This is a genomic window from Palleronia aestuarii, from assembly GCF_003253995.1.
GTDB lineage: Bacteria > Pseudomonadota > Alphaproteobacteria > Rhodobacterales > Rhodobacteraceae > Palleronia > Palleronia aestuarii.
Window position 1 is genome coordinate 32,498 of the sequence record NZ_QKZL01000009.1, and the last position, 12,668, is coordinate 45,165.

A 12,668-nucleotide genomic window follows, 5' to 3' on the forward strand; every position below is an offset into this window, starting at 1 on the left:
TCTTCAGCCCTCTTCCCTGTCGCGCGGCGCCCTCTCGGCGTCGGCCTGGATCTCCTTCGCGGTGCGCAGCATCACGTTCACGCCGGCCGCAAGGCCCAGAAGCACGAACAGCACCAGAAAGAGGGGCAGCGTCCCGAAAAGGGTATCGAGCCCGTATCCGATGCCGAGGCCGATCAGAAGACCCGCCACGAGTTCCGTCACCATCCTCCACGCCATGTTGGCCATGGAGTAATGTTCGTCAGACCGGGGCCCCGGATCCTGCGCGCGCCGCGCGGCCGCGAGGCGCTTCTCTAGCGCCTCCATCCGTGCGCGGGTCGCGTCATCGACCATGCGAAGACCCCCGATCGTTCGGCCGGACACTAGGAAGCCGGCCTGCGGGTGTCAAGCAGGCGATCCTTCCCCTCAAGCAACTGATAAGTATCGTATTTATTTGCCGAGGTGTCCGGAAAGCGCGATCCGTGATGCGCGGCGCACATTCAACCGCGAAGTTGACCATCGCGACGCTCTGTGGGACGGAAACGGGATGAACGTCACGCTCGACATGGTCTTCTCGGCGCTCGCGGACCCCACGCGACGGCGCATCCTCGCGATGCTGCTGGAGGACGACATGGCGGTGAGCGATGTGGCGGCGCCGTTCGAGATGTCGCTCGCCGCGATCTCGAAACATCTCGCGATCCTCGGCCGGGCGCGCCTGATCGTACAGGAGCGCCGCGGCCGGGTCGTATGGTGCAAGCTGGACCCGAGCGCGCTTCGCGCGGCCACGGTCTGGATGCAGGGATTCGGGCAGTTCGAACCGGTCGAACTCGATGCCTACGAGCGTTTCCTCGCGGCGGAGGCGCTCACAGGCGCGCCCGAATGATCGGCTATCAGAGAACGAAGCCGACGATGGCCACGATGATGACGACGAGGCCGACGAGATAGATGATACGATTCATGGTCTTCTCCGGGATTTGTTCGGACCAACCCGCATCGCAGGACACGGTTCCAAGATTAAAAAAAGGCGCCTGAGCGCCTCTTTCCTTCGTTCGTAACTGCCGTTCCCGACGGGTCGGGTGACGGGATCAGTTGTCCGTCGACGTCGTGGTGGAGCCGTTGTCGTCGTCGTCGTCATCGTCGGCGATCGCCGCGATGATGCCGGCCGCGGCGATGACGCCACCGATGGCCGCGACGGTTCCGAGCGTGCCGAGACCGCCGACGCCGGAGCTGCCCGGGTTGCTCGGGGCAAGGGTCACGACTGCGCATTCCGGGGCATTGGGCGTGACGTTGCAATCGACCACCGGTGCCAGACTTCCGGCCAGTGCGGTCTGCGAGAAGAGAACGACGGCGGAAGTAGCGCCAGCGATAACGTTGCGAACTTTCATTGATGCCCCCTTTGGGATGTATTCTACAAATCGATCTCTAGTCGCAGAGATCCGGCCACGCAAGCGCCCCGCGAGCCGATATGGCAGGACTACAACACTTTTTTTCGGGCATTTGTCAGTTTTCTTATCGGCGTTGGCGGCATCGCGCCGATGCTGTCATTCTGCTCATTCGACCTCGAAATTCGACCAGCCTTTCGCCTCTGACTTGAGAAATGCAAGGAAAGATTGAACCTTCGTGGTCCGGTGCAGGTCCATGTGGGTCACGAGCCAGAAGTGCGCCGTCCATTCCGGACGCGGCGCCATGACCCGCACGAGCGTCTCGCCCGGAGGCGCGTCGTGCGTCGAGATGAAACCGATTCCCGCCCCCGCCTCGACCGCATCACGCAGCACCCGGTCGTCGGTCGCCCGGAAGACGAGTCGCTCTGCGGGCACCGTCTCATGCAGCCAACGGTAGAACGGCGCGGGCGTCTCCGGGTTGTCGTGGACGATGAAATCGTGCGTCGCGAGGTCCGCGTCGCTTTCGGGCATGCCGCGGCGTTCGAGATAATCGCGCGTGGCGTACAGCGCGAAATGGGCCTCGCCGAAGGGCTGAACGACGTTGTCGGGCTCCTCGGACGCCGCGCCCGCCCGGATCGCGACGTGCGCCTCCCCGTATTGCAGCCGGTAGAGGCGCTCGCTCGTCAGCGACCGGACGACGAGGCCCGGATGGCGCGCCTGGAACTTGACCAGGATCGGCGTGAGGAGAGCCGAGAAGGTGGCAAGCGACGTGATGACGAGCTCGCCCGCGACGCTCTCCCCCGCGCCGCGGATCCGGCCCGAGAGCTGGGTGAACTGATCCTCCGTCGCCTGGGCCACGCGCAAGAGGTCCGCGCCGGCCTCCGTCGGGGTGTAGCCCCGCGCGTGCCGCTGGAAGAGCCGGACCCCCATCCGTCCCTCCAGCGCATCCACGTGCCGGATCACCGTGGAATGATGGACGCCCAGCGCCTCCGCGGCACCGCTCACCGTGCCGATCCGCGCGACGTGGAACGCCGTCCGGATCTCGTCCCAGTTCGTGATCGACATCGCCTCTCCGTCCGCCTGGCCCCCAAGCTCCGCCTGACTGTGCATCAGAACACGGTTGCCGTGCAATCGGGGACCTTTTGAGCAGCAGCGCAGGGCCTACCTGTCATCCAGACGGCGCGGCCCCGGCCCGCCACAATGAACAAGGACTTATATCATGAACCGTCTCATACTCGCCGCCACCGCCGCCGCGACCCTCGGCATGGCCCCCGCCTACGCGCAGAACCTCACGCAGGTCCCGGTCCAGTACCCGTTCCTCGCCAACAACGCCAATTCCAACGCCCCGGCGCCCAGCACGAGCGGCGCCACCGCGGCGGAGATCTCGGCCAACCAGGCGGCCGGGCAGTACTTCTCCGACGAGACCAACCTCAGCCCCCGCGCAATCGTGATCCTGCAGCGCATCGCGCTGTAGGATTGAGCGCCCCAGGGGCCGCCCGAACGGGGCGGCCCTTCTTCTAGCCGGTTCCGGTCTATGGTATGACGGCCTCCGAACGCCCATCAGGAGACCCCCATGACCCCGCTCTACCGCAATATCGCCATCGCCGCCGCGCTGATCGTCCTGCCGGCCGCGGCCACCGCCGCCGCGGGTCCCGACCGGGTCCGCGCCCTTCCCGGACGGATCGGAACGCGGGTCCGCGACTGGTGGGAGGACGACAATCTCGAAGGCAACTTCAAGCGTCTCGCCGCCCGGCTCGACGACCTGACCGACCAGATCGAGAGCTACGCGCGCCCAACGCCGGAGCCGTCGGGCATGGTCGGCCGCATCATGGCGCTCCTCGGCGTGGCCGTCCTGGTTCCCGCCGCGATCACCGCGCTCGTCGCCCCCGACCGCGTGCGCGAGGTCCGCGACCGGGCCGATGCGTGGTGGAAGGGCGACGACGAGGTCGATCCCGAGGCCGAGCTTCGCGGCCTGTCCGAACGGCTCGAATCCCTTACGGGCGATCTGGAGCGGCAGCGCCGCAACTCGTTCGACACCGTGACCGAGGCCGCCCGCAAGGCCCGCGACGACAGCTGATCCACGCCGGTTGACTTCCGGGGCGGCGCGGCGTATCCGCGCCCAGATCCGGAAGCCCGCCAGACTTCCGGTCCCGGCCTTGCGCCGGGATCGCCTCCCGCCAGCGCGTTGCGCCCGCGGGAGCGATCGTCGTTTGGCGAGGCCCATTCGGGGCATTGATGCAAGGGGACGCGGATGTTCGAGAACCTGTCAGATCGCCTGGGCGGCGTCTTCGACCGGCTGTCGAAGCAGGGCGCCCTGTCCGACGAGGACGTGAAGACTGCGCTGAGGGAAGTGCGCGTCGCGCTTCTCGAGGCCGACGTCTCCCTCCCCGTGGCCCGCGATTTCGTGAAGGCCGTGCAGGAGAAGGCGACGGGCCAGTCCGTCACCCGCTCCGTCACGCCGGGCCAGCAGGTCGTCAAGATCGTCCATGACGAGCTCGTCCATGTCCTCGGCGGCGACGACGAGACGCCGGGCGGCCTCATGATCGACCAGATCCCCGCGCCGATCCTGATGGTGGGCCTGCAGGGCTCGGGCAAGACCACGACGACGGCCAAGCTCGCCCTGCGCCTCAAGGACCGCGAGAAGAAGCGCGTCCTGATGGCCTCGCTCGACACCAACCGCCCCGCGGCGATGGAGCAGCTCGCGATCCTCGGCAAGCAGGTCGGCGTCGATACGCTGCCCATCGTCAAGGGCGAGAGCCCGGTGCAGATCGCCAGGCGCGCCAAGCAGCAGGCGACGCTCGGCGGCTACGACGTCTACATGCTCGACACTGCCGGCCGTCTCCATATCGACGCCGAGCTCATCGCGCAGGCCGCGGAGGTGCGCGACGTCGCCCAGCCGCGCGAGACGCTCCTCGTCGTCGATGGCCTGACGGGCCAGGACGCGGTCAACGTCGCAACCGAGTTCGATGAGAAGATCGGCGTCTCGGGCGTCGTTCTGACCCGGATGGACGGCGACGGCCGCGGCGGCGCGGCGCTCTCGATGCGCGCGGTGACCGGCAAGCCCATCAAGTTCGTGGGCCTCGGCGAGAAGATGGACGCGCTCGAGACCTTCGAGGCGGAGCGCATCGCCGGCCGCATCCTCGGCATGGGCGACATCGTCGCCCTCGTCGAGAAGGCCCAGGCCACGATCGAGGCCGAGCAGGCGGAGCGCATGATGAAGCGCTTCCAGAAGGGTCAGTTCAACATGAACGACCTGAAGTCCCAGCTCGAGCAGATGCTGAAGATGGGCGGCATGGAACAGATGATGGGCATGATCCCCGGCATGGGGAAGATGGCCAAGCAGGCGGAGGCGTCGGGCTTCGACGATGGCGTTCTCAAGCGCCAGATCGCCCTGATCCAGTCGATGACGAAGAAGGAGCGGGCCAATCCGCAGCTTCTCCAGGCCAGCCGCAAGAAGCGGATCGCGGCCGGTTCCGGCCTTGAGGTGCGCGATCTCAATCAGCTTTTGAAGATGCATCGGCAGATGGCCGACATGATGAAGAAGATGGGCAAGGGCGGCATGCTGAAAAAGGCGATGGGCGCCATGTTCGGCAAGGGCGGCCCGTCGGAAGAGCAGATCAAGGCCGCGCAGGCGCAGATGGGCAAGATGGGCGGCCCCGGCGGCATGGGCGGCTTTCCGGGCGGCGGCAACCCGTTCGGCGGCGGCGGCGCCCTGCCCCCCGGCCTGTCGGGATTCGGCAAGAAGCGATGAGCGACGGACGAACATCCGCCGTGCCACCCGAAGCCGGCCTGCCGACGCTTGAGACGGAGCGGCTGATCCTGCGCGGCCCGCGTCCGGAAGATTTCGGGCCGATGCGCGACTTCTTCGCGTCCGATCGGTCCCGCTTCGTCGGCGGTCCCCGATCGGAACTCGACGCATGGCGCTCCTTCGCGTCGCGCTGGGGCCATATCGCGATCAACGGCTTCGGCGTGTTCAGCGTCACCGTGAAGGGATCGGACACCTGCATCGGTCAGATCGGCCCGATCTTCATGCCCGGATGGGCGGAGCCGGAGATCGGCTGGTCGCTCTTCTCCGGCGAAGGCCACGGCTACGCGTTCGAGGCGGCGATGGCCGCGCGCGACCATGCCTACCGCGATCTCGGCTGGACCACCGCGATCAGCTATATCGACGTGGAGAACGCCCGGTCGCAGGCGCTGGCCCGGCGCATGGGCTGCGTCGAGGATCCGTCGGTGCCGCACCCCTTCGACAAGGACGTCTGCGCCTGGCGTCATCCCGCCCCGTCGGAGGCCATGTCGTGATCAATCACCTGACCACCGAAACGCTGATCCTGCGCCGGCCCGTCGCGGCCGATCTCGATCCCTACGTCGCCTTCTTCACCTCCGAGCGCTCCCGCTTCGCCGAGGGCCCGGTCACCGACGATCAGGCCTGGCGCATGTTCGGCACCGAACTCGGTCATTGGGAGCTGCGCGGCTTCGGCATGTTCACCGTGACCTCGAAGGACGATGCGGCGACGCCCCTCGGTCTCGTCGGCCCCTGGTTTCCCGCCGGCTGGCCGGAGCCCGAGATCGGCTGGCTGCTCTGGCCCGAGGCGGAGGGACGCGGCATCGGTCTCGAGGCCGGCAAGGCCGTGCGCGACCACGTGTTCCGCGATCTCGGCTGGACCACCGCCGTCAGCTATATCGAGCGCGGCAACGACCGCTCCGCGGCGCTCGCCCGCCGGCTCGGCGCCGAGATCGATCCGACCGCGAAATCGAAGAATGCCGACACGCTCGTCTACCGCCATCCCCTGCCCCGAGAGGTGGCGGCATGACGGAAGGTTGCAGGATCGGGCGAGGCGCCGGACGTTGCGGCGCACGGGGGAGATCGTATGCACGGCTGCTGCACATCGTCCGCACGTTCGGTGCACAGCGTCCGCACGGGCGATGCACGCGCGGTGCACGCCGCCTGTACGCATGCTGCACGCCCCGTGTACGTCCCGTGTACGAGGTGTGCACATGAATGACGTCGTCGCCCGCGCCGCGGAACTGCTCGCCGATCACCGCGAAAGCATCGACCGGCTGGACGCGATCCTCATCTATACTTTGGGGGAGCGGTTCAAGCACACACAACAGGTTGGCCAGCTAAAGGCCGAACACGACCTTCCGCCCAGCGATCCGGACCGCGAGGCCGTCCAGATCGCCCGGCTCGAAGATTTGGCGCGGCGGGCCGATCTCGACCCCGACTTCGCCAAGAAATTCCTGGCCTTCATCATCGAGGAGGTCATCCAGCACCATAAGAAAATATCAGGAGAACAATGACATGGCTATGAAGATCCGTCTCGCCCGCGGTGGCTCGAAGAAGCGTCCGCACTATTCCATCGTCGCCGCCGACAGCCGCATGGCCCGCGACGGCCGCTTCCTCGAGAAGCTCGGCACCTACAACCCCCTCCTGCCCAAGGACAGCGAAGACCGCGTGAAGATGGACACCGCCCGCGTCCAGCACTGGCTCGACCGCGGCGCCCAGCCCACCGACCGCATCGCCCGCTTCCTCGAGGCCGCCGGCCTGCGCGACAAGACCGCCCGCAGCAACCCGCAGAAGGCCGAGCCGGGCAAGAAGGCCCAGGAGCGCGCGAAGGAGAAGGCCGACAAGGCCGCCGCCGCGACGGCAGAGGAAAATGCCGAATAATCAGACCCTTGATGCCAATATAACCGGGGCGAGTGTTGCCCCGGTGAAAGGCGGCAGTCTCTTGCGGCGGGCGACGAGATGACGGAGTTGATCTGCGTCGGTGCGATCGCGGGCGCGTTCGGCGTCCGCGGCGAGGTTCGCCTCAAGAGCTTCTGTTCCGAACCGGAGGCCATCGCCGATTACAGCCCTCTCGTCACGGAAGACGAACGCCGGTCCTTCGAAGTCGACCTGACGGGCCGGGTCAAGGGCGGCTTCACCGCGCGGCTTTCCGGCATCGACAGCAAGGAAGCCGCGGAGACCCTGCGCGGAACCACGCTCCATGCGCCGCGCGACCGACTCCCCCCCCTGCCCGACGACGAGTTCTACCATGCCGATCTGATCGGCCTCGCCGTTCTCGACACGGGCGGCGCGACGCTCGGCCATGTGCGCGAGATCCTCAATCACGGTGCGACAGACCTTCTCGAGATCGCGACGCCCGGACATTCCGACACGATACTTCTGCCGTTCACGCGGGATGCGGTGCCGACCGTGGATCTTCCGTCGAAGCGGATCATCGCGGACCCGCCGGACGGTCTCTTCCCCGATCCCGAGAGTGACCCGCGACAACGAGACGACGAGGCACCGTCGTGACCGATCCCCACGTCCCACGGTCTTGGCCTACTCGGCGGAAGGTCAGCGGCTCATGAATGACGAAGTCCCAGAGCCGCAACGCATACCGCGTTCGCATGGCCGTCTTTCGAACCGCCCGCGCGCCACGCCTAGCGCGTTGATGACGGACCGGCCGCATCTCGTGGGCGCCTGGGAGGCGCGGGTCGTCACCCTCCTGCCGCAGACGTTTCCCGGCATGCTCGGCGCGTCTCTCGTCGGGAAAGCACTGCAGGACGGGCTCTGGCGGCTCGAGCCGATCGACCTCAGGAGTTTCGGGGAAGGCCGTCACCGCAATGTGGACGACACGCCCGCAGGCGGGGGGGCCGGCATGGTTCTTCGCGCCGACATCGTCGACCGTGCGCTCGTCCATGCCGCGGAGGGAACACCAGCCGACCGCGCGCGCTGGCCAGTCGTTCACCTTTCCCCGCGTGGTCGCCGCTTCGACCAGCAGATGGCACAGAGATGGTCGCAGACGGACGGGATCACGCTGCTCTGCGGTCGGTTCGAGGGCGTAGACCAGCGCGTTCTCGATGCGCATGCCGTGGAGGAGGTGAGCCTTGGCGATTTTGTCATGACCGGCGGGGAGATCGCGGCGCAGGCGATGATCGATTCCACGGTGCGCCTCCTGCCCGGCGTGCTCGGCAACGCCGCGTCGACCGTCGAGGAAAGCCATTCCGACGGCCTGCTCGAGCATCCGCACTACACCCGGCCCGCTGAATGGCTCGGCATGGCTATCCCGGATGTCCTGCTCTCCGGAAACCATGCCGCGATCGCGGCGTGGCGGCGGGACCGTGCGGAAGAACTGACGCGCGAACGGCGCCCCGATCTCTGGCACGCCCATGAGACGCGGGCGCTGCACGAAGAGGAGTAATCCTAGGCACTTGCCCCGTCCCGCTTGACGGTCTATAGGGTCGCCACCGGTGCTTTCGCGAGTCGACCGGGACCTCTGCCATGTCCATCGGACCGCCGGTTCTTCGCCGCGGCAGACGGCATCGCGGACGGCGTCGAAGAACGGACCACCTGATCTCTGGCGGGCGCGATCGAGCGAACCCGGACGAAGACCGAGAGCTCTGAGGCGGCATCATCAGGATCGCGGACCAACCGCGGACGAACATGGAGTGGATCGGATGAACCTGATCGCGCAACTGGAAGCCGAGCAAGTCGCTGAACTTGCCAAGGACATTCCGGATTTCAAGGCCGGCGACACGATTCGCGTCGGCTACAAGGTGACCGAGGGTACGCGGACCCGCGTGCAGAACTACGAAGGCGTTTGCATCAGCCGCAAGAACGGCGCGGGCATCGCGGGCAGCTTCACCGTGCGGAAAATTTCCTTCGGCGAAGGCGTTGAGCGGGTCTTTCCGCTGCATTCGACCAACATCGACTCGATCACGGTCGTGCGGCGCGGCAAGGTTCGCCGGGCGAAGCTCTACTACCTCCGCGCCCGCCGCGGCAAGTCTGCCCGGATTGCGGAAGTCACGAATTACCGCGCGCCCAAGACCAAAAGCGTCGAAGCCTGAGGAGCGGATCAGATGAAGAAAGACACCCATCCCGATTACCACGTCATCGACGTCAAGATGACCAATGGCGACGTGGTCCAAATGCGCTCGACCTGGGGATCCGAAGGGGACCAGCTCGCCCTCGACATCGACCCGAGCGTTCACCCGGCCTGGACTGGCGGCTCGACCCGTCTCATGGATACCGGCGGTCGCGTCTCGAAATTCAAGAAGAAGTACGAAGGTCTGGGCTTCTGAAGCCCACCCCGACGTCTCGAACGCCGCCCCAGAGGGCGGCGTTTTCGTTTCTGCAAAGTGCAGCGTCGTCTGCTATTCGTTTCTACCCGATCGGATGATTACGTCTGCTCACCGGCGAAACAGGATGACTGGCGGAACAAGAACCCCGAACGTCATGCTTATGCCGGGTACGGACAGAACGCAGCGTACCCACAACTCACCAAAATGCTTTTGCAATGACGCCGTGATGACCGCTCTTGGACGGCGCACCGGCTGACCCATCGCTCCGGGTGATCAGGGCAATTCGAGCGCTGAAAGGTATTTTCGAGCCCGCTTACGCGTCCCGACCCGTAGCAAGACGACATGGGCAAGCCTACGCCCAACAATAAATCAATCTGCCAAGCAGTATGCGTTCGGCGGGCGCATTCCGCGTCCGCCGCAAAGTGACGCCTAGAGCGACGGCTCTTTCGGCGAGAGGCCGATATGCGTTCCCATCGCCATCATGTCCGAGAGGAGCTTGGCGGCGTCGTCGACCGGACCGGGCTTGTTCTCGAACTCGTCCTTGGCCTGCTTGTGGGCACGCGCCGCCTCCTCGATCATGCGATCGAGATGTTCCTGGCTCATCTCCTCGCGGGAGAGGCTTTCCTCGGCCAGAACGGATACGCCTTCCGGGTTAATTTCCGCAAAACCGCCCGTGACGACGAACTCTCGGACCCCGTCGGTTCCCTCGACGTGCAGAACGCCGGGACGCAGGGTGGTGATCGTCGGGACGTGGTCAGGCATCGCGGTCAGGTCGCCTTCCGTCCCCGGTATCCGGACCGCGCGGGCCTCGAACGAGGCGACGAGCCGTTCCGGGCTCACCAGGTCGAATTTCATCGTGTCGGCCATCGTAATACTCCCAGAGCGGGGCCACGCGCGGCGTGGCCCGCGGGCTTCCTCAGGCGTCGGACGCCATCTTCTCGGCCTTGGCCTTCACGTCCTCGATGCCGCCCACCATGTAGAAGGCACCCTCGGGCAGATGGTCGTACTCGCCGGCCACGACCGCCTTGAAGGAGGAGATCGTCTCTTCGAGCGGCACCTGGACGCCGGGCGAACCGGTGAAGACCTGAGCCACGTCGAACGGCTGGGACAGGAAGCGCTGGATCTTCCGCGCCCGCTGCACCGTCATCTTGTCCTCTTCGGAAAGCTCGTCCATGCCGAGGATCGCGATGATGTCCTGAAGCTGCTTGTAGCGCTGCAGGATCCCCTGCACGTCGCGCGCCACCTTGTAATGCTCTTCACCAAGGATCTGCGGATCCATCAGGCGCGACGTGGAATCGAGCGGATCGACGGCCGGATAAATACCGAGTTCGGAGATCGAACGGCTGAGGTTCGTCGTCGCGTCGAGGTGGGCGAAGGTCGTCGCGGGCGCCGGGTCGGTCAGGTCGTCCGCGGGCACGTAGACGGCCTGAATGGACGTGATCGAGCCCGATTTCGTCGAGGTGATCCGCTCCTGCATCTGCCCCATGTCTGTCGCGAGCGTCGGTTGGTAGCCCACGGCCGAGGGGATCCGGCCCAGAAGTGCCGACACCTCGGAGCCTGCCTGGGTGAAGCGGAAGATGTTGTCGACGAAGAACAGGACGTCCGTGCCGGACTGGTCGCGGAACTGTTCCGCCAGCGTCAGACCCGAAAGCGCGACGCGCATCCGCGCACCCGGCGGCTCGTTCATCTGGCCGTAGACGAGCGCCACCTGGCTCTCCGACAGATTGTCGGGCTTGATGACGTTCGACTCGATCATCTCGTGGTAGAGGTCGTTGCCCTCCCGCGTCCGCTCACCGACGCCGGCGAAGACGGAATAGCCCGAATGCACCTTCGCGATGTTGTTGATGAGCTCCATGATCAGGACCGTTTTGCCGACGCCCGCGCCGCCGAAGAGGCCGATCTTGCCGCCTTTGGAGTAGGGTGCAAGCAGGTCGATCACCTTGATACCGGTCACGAGGATTTCCGAGCTCGTCGATTGCGAGGCAAAATCCGGTGCGGATTGGTGGATGGCACGATACTCGTCGGTCTTAATCGGCTCGCCCTCGTCGATCGGCTCGCCGATGACGTTGAGGATGCGCCCGAGAGTCGCGTCGCCCACGGGCATCATGATCGGGCTTCCGGTATCCGTGACGGCGGCCCCGCGCACGAGACCCTCCGTCGCGTCCATCGCGATCGTGCGCACCGTATTCTCGCCCAGGTGCTGCGCGACTTCGAGGACGAGGCGCTTGTCGTTGTTGTAGACCTCGAGGGCGTTCAGGATTTCGGGCAGATGGTCGTCGAACTGCACGTCCACGACGGCGCCGATGACCTGAGTCACTTTGCCTTTAGCGTTGGCCATTCTCGTCTCTCTCCGGTTCGTCCTAGAGCGCCTCGGCGCCCGAAATGATTTCGATCAGCTCGTTAGTGATCACGGCCTGACGGGTACGGTTGTACTCGATGGTCAGGTCGTCGATCATCTCGCCCGCGTTGCGGGTCGCGTTCTCCATCGCCGTCATCCGCGCACCCTGCTCCGACGCGCCATTCTCGAGAAGCGCCGCGAAGATCTGCGTGGCGACGCCGCGCGGCAGCAGGTCCTCGAGGATCTCCTCCTCGCTCGGCTCGTAATCGTAGAGCGTCTGCGATTCGGGGGCGTCTTCGTCCTTCTCGTAGGTGGCCGGGATGATCTGCTGCTCACGCGGATGCTGCGTCACGACGTTCTCGAATTCGCCGTAATAGATGTAGGCCACGTCGAATTCGCCCGCGTCGAAACGGTCGAGCACATTCTGCGCGATCTTCTGCGCGTCGCCGTAGCCCACGCGCTTCACCTCGCTCAGGTCGACATGGTCGATCATCTGGTCGCGATAGGTCCGGCGCAGGATGTCGCGACCCTTCTTGCCGACGGTGAGGATCTTCACCTCCTTGCCCTCGCGCTTCAGTTCGCGAATCCGGGCGACCGCCTTCTTGACGATGTTGCTGTTGAACCCGCCGCAGAGGCCCTTCTCCGCCGTCATGACGACGAGGAGATAGGTCTCCTCCTTACCGGTACCGGTAAGGAGCAACGGCGCGTTCGGGCTGTCGCCCACCGACGCCGCGAGCTGGCCCATGACCGCGTCGAACCGCTCCGCATAGGGGCGTGCGTTCTCGGCCGCCTCCTGCGCGCGGCGCAGCTTGGCAGAGGCGACCATCTGCATGGCCTTGGTGATCTTCCGGGTCGACTTGACGGAGTCGATCCGGTTCTTCAGGTCCTTCAGGCTGGGCATAGGCTCG

18 protein-coding genes are annotated in these 12,668 nt (G+C 65.9%); 12 read left to right on the forward strand and 6 right to left on the reverse strand.

All coding sequences use genetic code 11. The features are described 5' to 3' along the window. Positions 1–3: 3 nt before the first annotated feature. Positions 4–330, reverse strand: a complete 327-nt coding sequence (locus LX81_RS11760; RefSeq protein ID WP_111537518.1) for an AtpZ/AtpI family protein — start codon at positions 328–330, stop codon at positions 4–6. A 193-nt stretch (positions 331–523) separates the two neighbouring features. Here LX81_RS11760 and LX81_RS11765 point away from each other — a divergent pair, with 193 nt between their 5' ends. Further along, complete coding sequence (locus tag LX81_RS11765; protein ID WP_111537519.1) at positions 524–859, forward strand: ArsR/SmtB family transcription factor; 336 nt, start codon at positions 524–526, stop codon at positions 857–859. 202 nt (positions 860–1,061) lie between these two features. Here LX81_RS11765 and LX81_RS11770 read toward each other — a convergent pair whose 3' ends face one another. Next, complete coding sequence (locus LX81_RS11770; protein WP_146259418.1) at positions 1,062–1,361, reverse strand: hypothetical protein; 300 nt, start codon at positions 1,359–1,361, stop codon at positions 1,062–1,064. 165 nt (positions 1,362–1,526) lie between these two features. After that, complete coding sequence (locus tag LX81_RS11775; RefSeq protein ID WP_111537618.1) at positions 1,527–2,417, reverse strand: LysR family transcriptional regulator; 891 nt, start codon at positions 2,415–2,417, stop codon at positions 1,527–1,529. A gap of 160 nt (positions 2,418–2,577) precedes the next feature. Between LX81_RS11775 and LX81_RS11780 the strand changes: the two genes are divergently transcribed. From LX81_RS11780 to rpmE, 11 genes are all read left to right on the forward strand, one after another. Next, positions 2,578–2,832: a hypothetical protein gene (locus LX81_RS11780; RefSeq protein ID WP_111537521.1), complete on the forward strand. Its 255-nt coding sequence runs from the start codon at positions 2,578–2,580 to the stop codon at positions 2,830–2,832. A 99-nt stretch (positions 2,833–2,931) separates the two neighbouring features. Continuing rightward, entirely contained in the window at positions 2,932–3,435 is a 504-nt protein-coding gene (locus LX81_RS11785; RefSeq protein WP_111537522.1) for a hypothetical protein, read from the forward strand. A 174-nt stretch (positions 3,436–3,609) separates the two neighbouring features. Further along, positions 3,610–5,109 carry a signal recognition particle protein gene (gene ffh / locus LX81_RS11790; protein WP_111537523.1) on the forward strand — a complete coding sequence of 500 codons (1,500 nt, stop codon included), beginning with the start codon at positions 3,610–3,612 and terminating at the stop codon, positions 5,107–5,109. Further along, positions 5,106–5,657, forward strand: a complete 552-nt coding sequence (locus tag LX81_RS11795) for a GNAT family N-acetyltransferase (protein ID WP_111537524.1) — start codon at positions 5,106–5,108, stop codon at positions 5,655–5,657. Before ffh ends, LX81_RS11795 begins: the two co-directional genes overlap by 4 nt. Further along, positions 5,654–6,169, forward strand: coding sequence for a GNAT family N-acetyltransferase (locus LX81_RS11800; protein ID WP_373280283.1), 516 nt, complete (start codon positions 5,654–5,656; stop codon positions 6,167–6,169). The genes LX81_RS11795 and LX81_RS11800 overlap by 4 nt, the downstream gene beginning before the upstream one ends. Before the next feature lie 184 nt (positions 6,170–6,353). After that, complete coding sequence (locus tag LX81_RS11805; protein ID WP_111537525.1) at positions 6,354–6,656, forward strand: chorismate mutase; 303 nt, start codon at positions 6,354–6,356, stop codon at positions 6,654–6,656. Between the two features lies 1 nt (position 6,657). Further along, a complete protein-coding gene (gene rpsP / locus LX81_RS11810) occupies positions 6,658–7,023 on the forward strand; it encodes a 30S ribosomal protein S16 (protein ID WP_111537526.1) in 366 nt (121 codons plus the stop codon). A 78-nt stretch (positions 7,024–7,101) separates the two neighbouring features. Continuing rightward, entirely contained in the window at positions 7,102–7,653 is a 552-nt protein-coding gene (gene rimM / locus LX81_RS11815) for a ribosome maturation factor RimM (RefSeq protein ID WP_111537527.1), read from the forward strand. Between the two features lie 52 nt (positions 7,654–7,705). Then, on the forward strand, positions 7,706–8,542 hold the full coding sequence (gene trmD / locus LX81_RS11820) for a tRNA (guanosine(37)-N1)-methyltransferase TrmD (RefSeq protein WP_111537528.1): 837 nt from the start codon (positions 7,706–7,708) through the stop codon (positions 8,540–8,542). A 256-nt stretch (positions 8,543–8,798) separates the two neighbouring features. After that, positions 8,799–9,188, forward strand: coding sequence for a 50S ribosomal protein L19 (gene rplS, locus LX81_RS11825; RefSeq protein ID WP_111537620.1), 390 nt, complete (start codon positions 8,799–8,801; stop codon positions 9,186–9,188). Between the two features lie 12 nt (positions 9,189–9,200). Continuing rightward, positions 9,201–9,422, forward strand: a complete 222-nt coding sequence (gene rpmE, locus LX81_RS11830; RefSeq protein WP_111537529.1) for a 50S ribosomal protein L31 — start codon at positions 9,201–9,203, stop codon at positions 9,420–9,422. Between the two features lie 429 nt (positions 9,423–9,851). Here rpmE and LX81_RS11835 read toward each other — a convergent pair whose 3' ends face one another. The 3 genes from LX81_RS11835 to LX81_RS11845 are packed head-to-tail and all read right to left on the reverse strand — an operon-like array spanning position 9,852 to position 12,661. Continuing rightward, positions 9,852–10,289: a F0F1 ATP synthase subunit epsilon gene (locus tag LX81_RS11835; protein WP_111537530.1), complete on the reverse strand. Its 438-nt coding sequence runs from the start codon at positions 10,287–10,289 to the stop codon at positions 9,852–9,854. A gap of 49 nt (positions 10,290–10,338) precedes the next feature. Continuing rightward, entirely contained in the window at positions 10,339–11,760 is a 1,422-nt protein-coding gene (atpD, locus tag LX81_RS11840; protein ID WP_111537531.1) for a F0F1 ATP synthase subunit beta, read from the reverse strand. A 22-nt stretch (positions 11,761–11,782) separates the two neighbouring features. Continuing rightward, positions 11,783–12,661 carry a F0F1 ATP synthase subunit gamma gene (locus LX81_RS11845; RefSeq protein ID WP_111537532.1) on the reverse strand — a complete coding sequence of 293 codons (879 nt, stop codon included), beginning with the start codon at positions 12,659–12,661 and terminating at the stop codon, positions 11,783–11,785. Positions 12,662–12,668: the final 7 nt, after the last annotated feature.

Bases quoted from the DNA above. Each gene is read 5' to 3' on its own strand.
- LX81_RS11760 (WP_111537518.1), bottom strand. From the start codon at position 330: ATGGTCGATGACGCGACCCGCGCACGGATGGAGGCGCTAGAGAAGCGC.
- LX81_RS11765 (WP_111537519.1), top strand. From the start codon at position 524: ATGAACGTCACGCTCGACATGGTCTTCTCGGCGCTCGCGGACCCCACG.
- LX81_RS11770 (WP_146259418.1), bottom strand. From the start codon at position 1,361: ATGAAAGTTCGCAACGTTATCGCTGGCGCTACTTCCGCCGTCGTTCTC.
- LX81_RS11780 (WP_111537521.1), top strand. From the start codon at position 2,578: ATGAACCGTCTCATACTCGCCGCCACCGCCGCCGCGACCCTCGGCATG.
- LX81_RS11785 (WP_111537522.1), top strand. From the start codon at position 2,932: ATGACCCCGCTCTACCGCAATATCGCCATCGCCGCCGCGCTGATCGTC.
- ffh (WP_111537523.1), top strand. From the start codon at position 3,610: ATGTTCGAGAACCTGTCAGATCGCCTGGGCGGCGTCTTCGACCGGCTG.
- LX81_RS11795 (WP_111537524.1), top strand. From the start codon at position 5,106: ATGAGCGACGGACGAACATCCGCCGTGCCACCCGAAGCCGGCCTGCCG.
- LX81_RS11805 (WP_111537525.1), top strand. From the start codon at position 6,354: ATGAATGACGTCGTCGCCCGCGCCGCGGAACTGCTCGCCGATCACCGC.
- rpsP (WP_111537526.1), top strand. From the start codon at position 6,658: ATGGCTATGAAGATCCGTCTCGCCCGCGGTGGCTCGAAGAAGCGTCCG.
- rimM (WP_111537527.1), top strand. From the start codon at position 7,102: ATGACGGAGTTGATCTGCGTCGGTGCGATCGCGGGCGCGTTCGGCGTC.
- trmD (WP_111537528.1), top strand. From the start codon at position 7,706: ATGAATGACGAAGTCCCAGAGCCGCAACGCATACCGCGTTCGCATGGC.
- rplS (WP_111537620.1), top strand. From the start codon at position 8,799: ATGAACCTGATCGCGCAACTGGAAGCCGAGCAAGTCGCTGAACTTGCC.
- rpmE (WP_111537529.1), top strand. From the start codon at position 9,201: ATGAAGAAAGACACCCATCCCGATTACCACGTCATCGACGTCAAGATG.
- LX81_RS11835 (WP_111537530.1), bottom strand. From the start codon at position 10,289: ATGGCCGACACGATGAAATTCGACCTGGTGAGCCCGGAACGGCTCGTC.
- atpD (WP_111537531.1), bottom strand. From the start codon at position 11,760: ATGGCCAACGCTAAAGGCAAAGTGACTCAGGTCATCGGCGCCGTCGTG.
- LX81_RS11845 (WP_111537532.1), bottom strand. From the start codon at position 12,661: ATGCCCAGCCTGAAGGACCTGAAGAACCGGATCGACTCCGTCAAGTCG.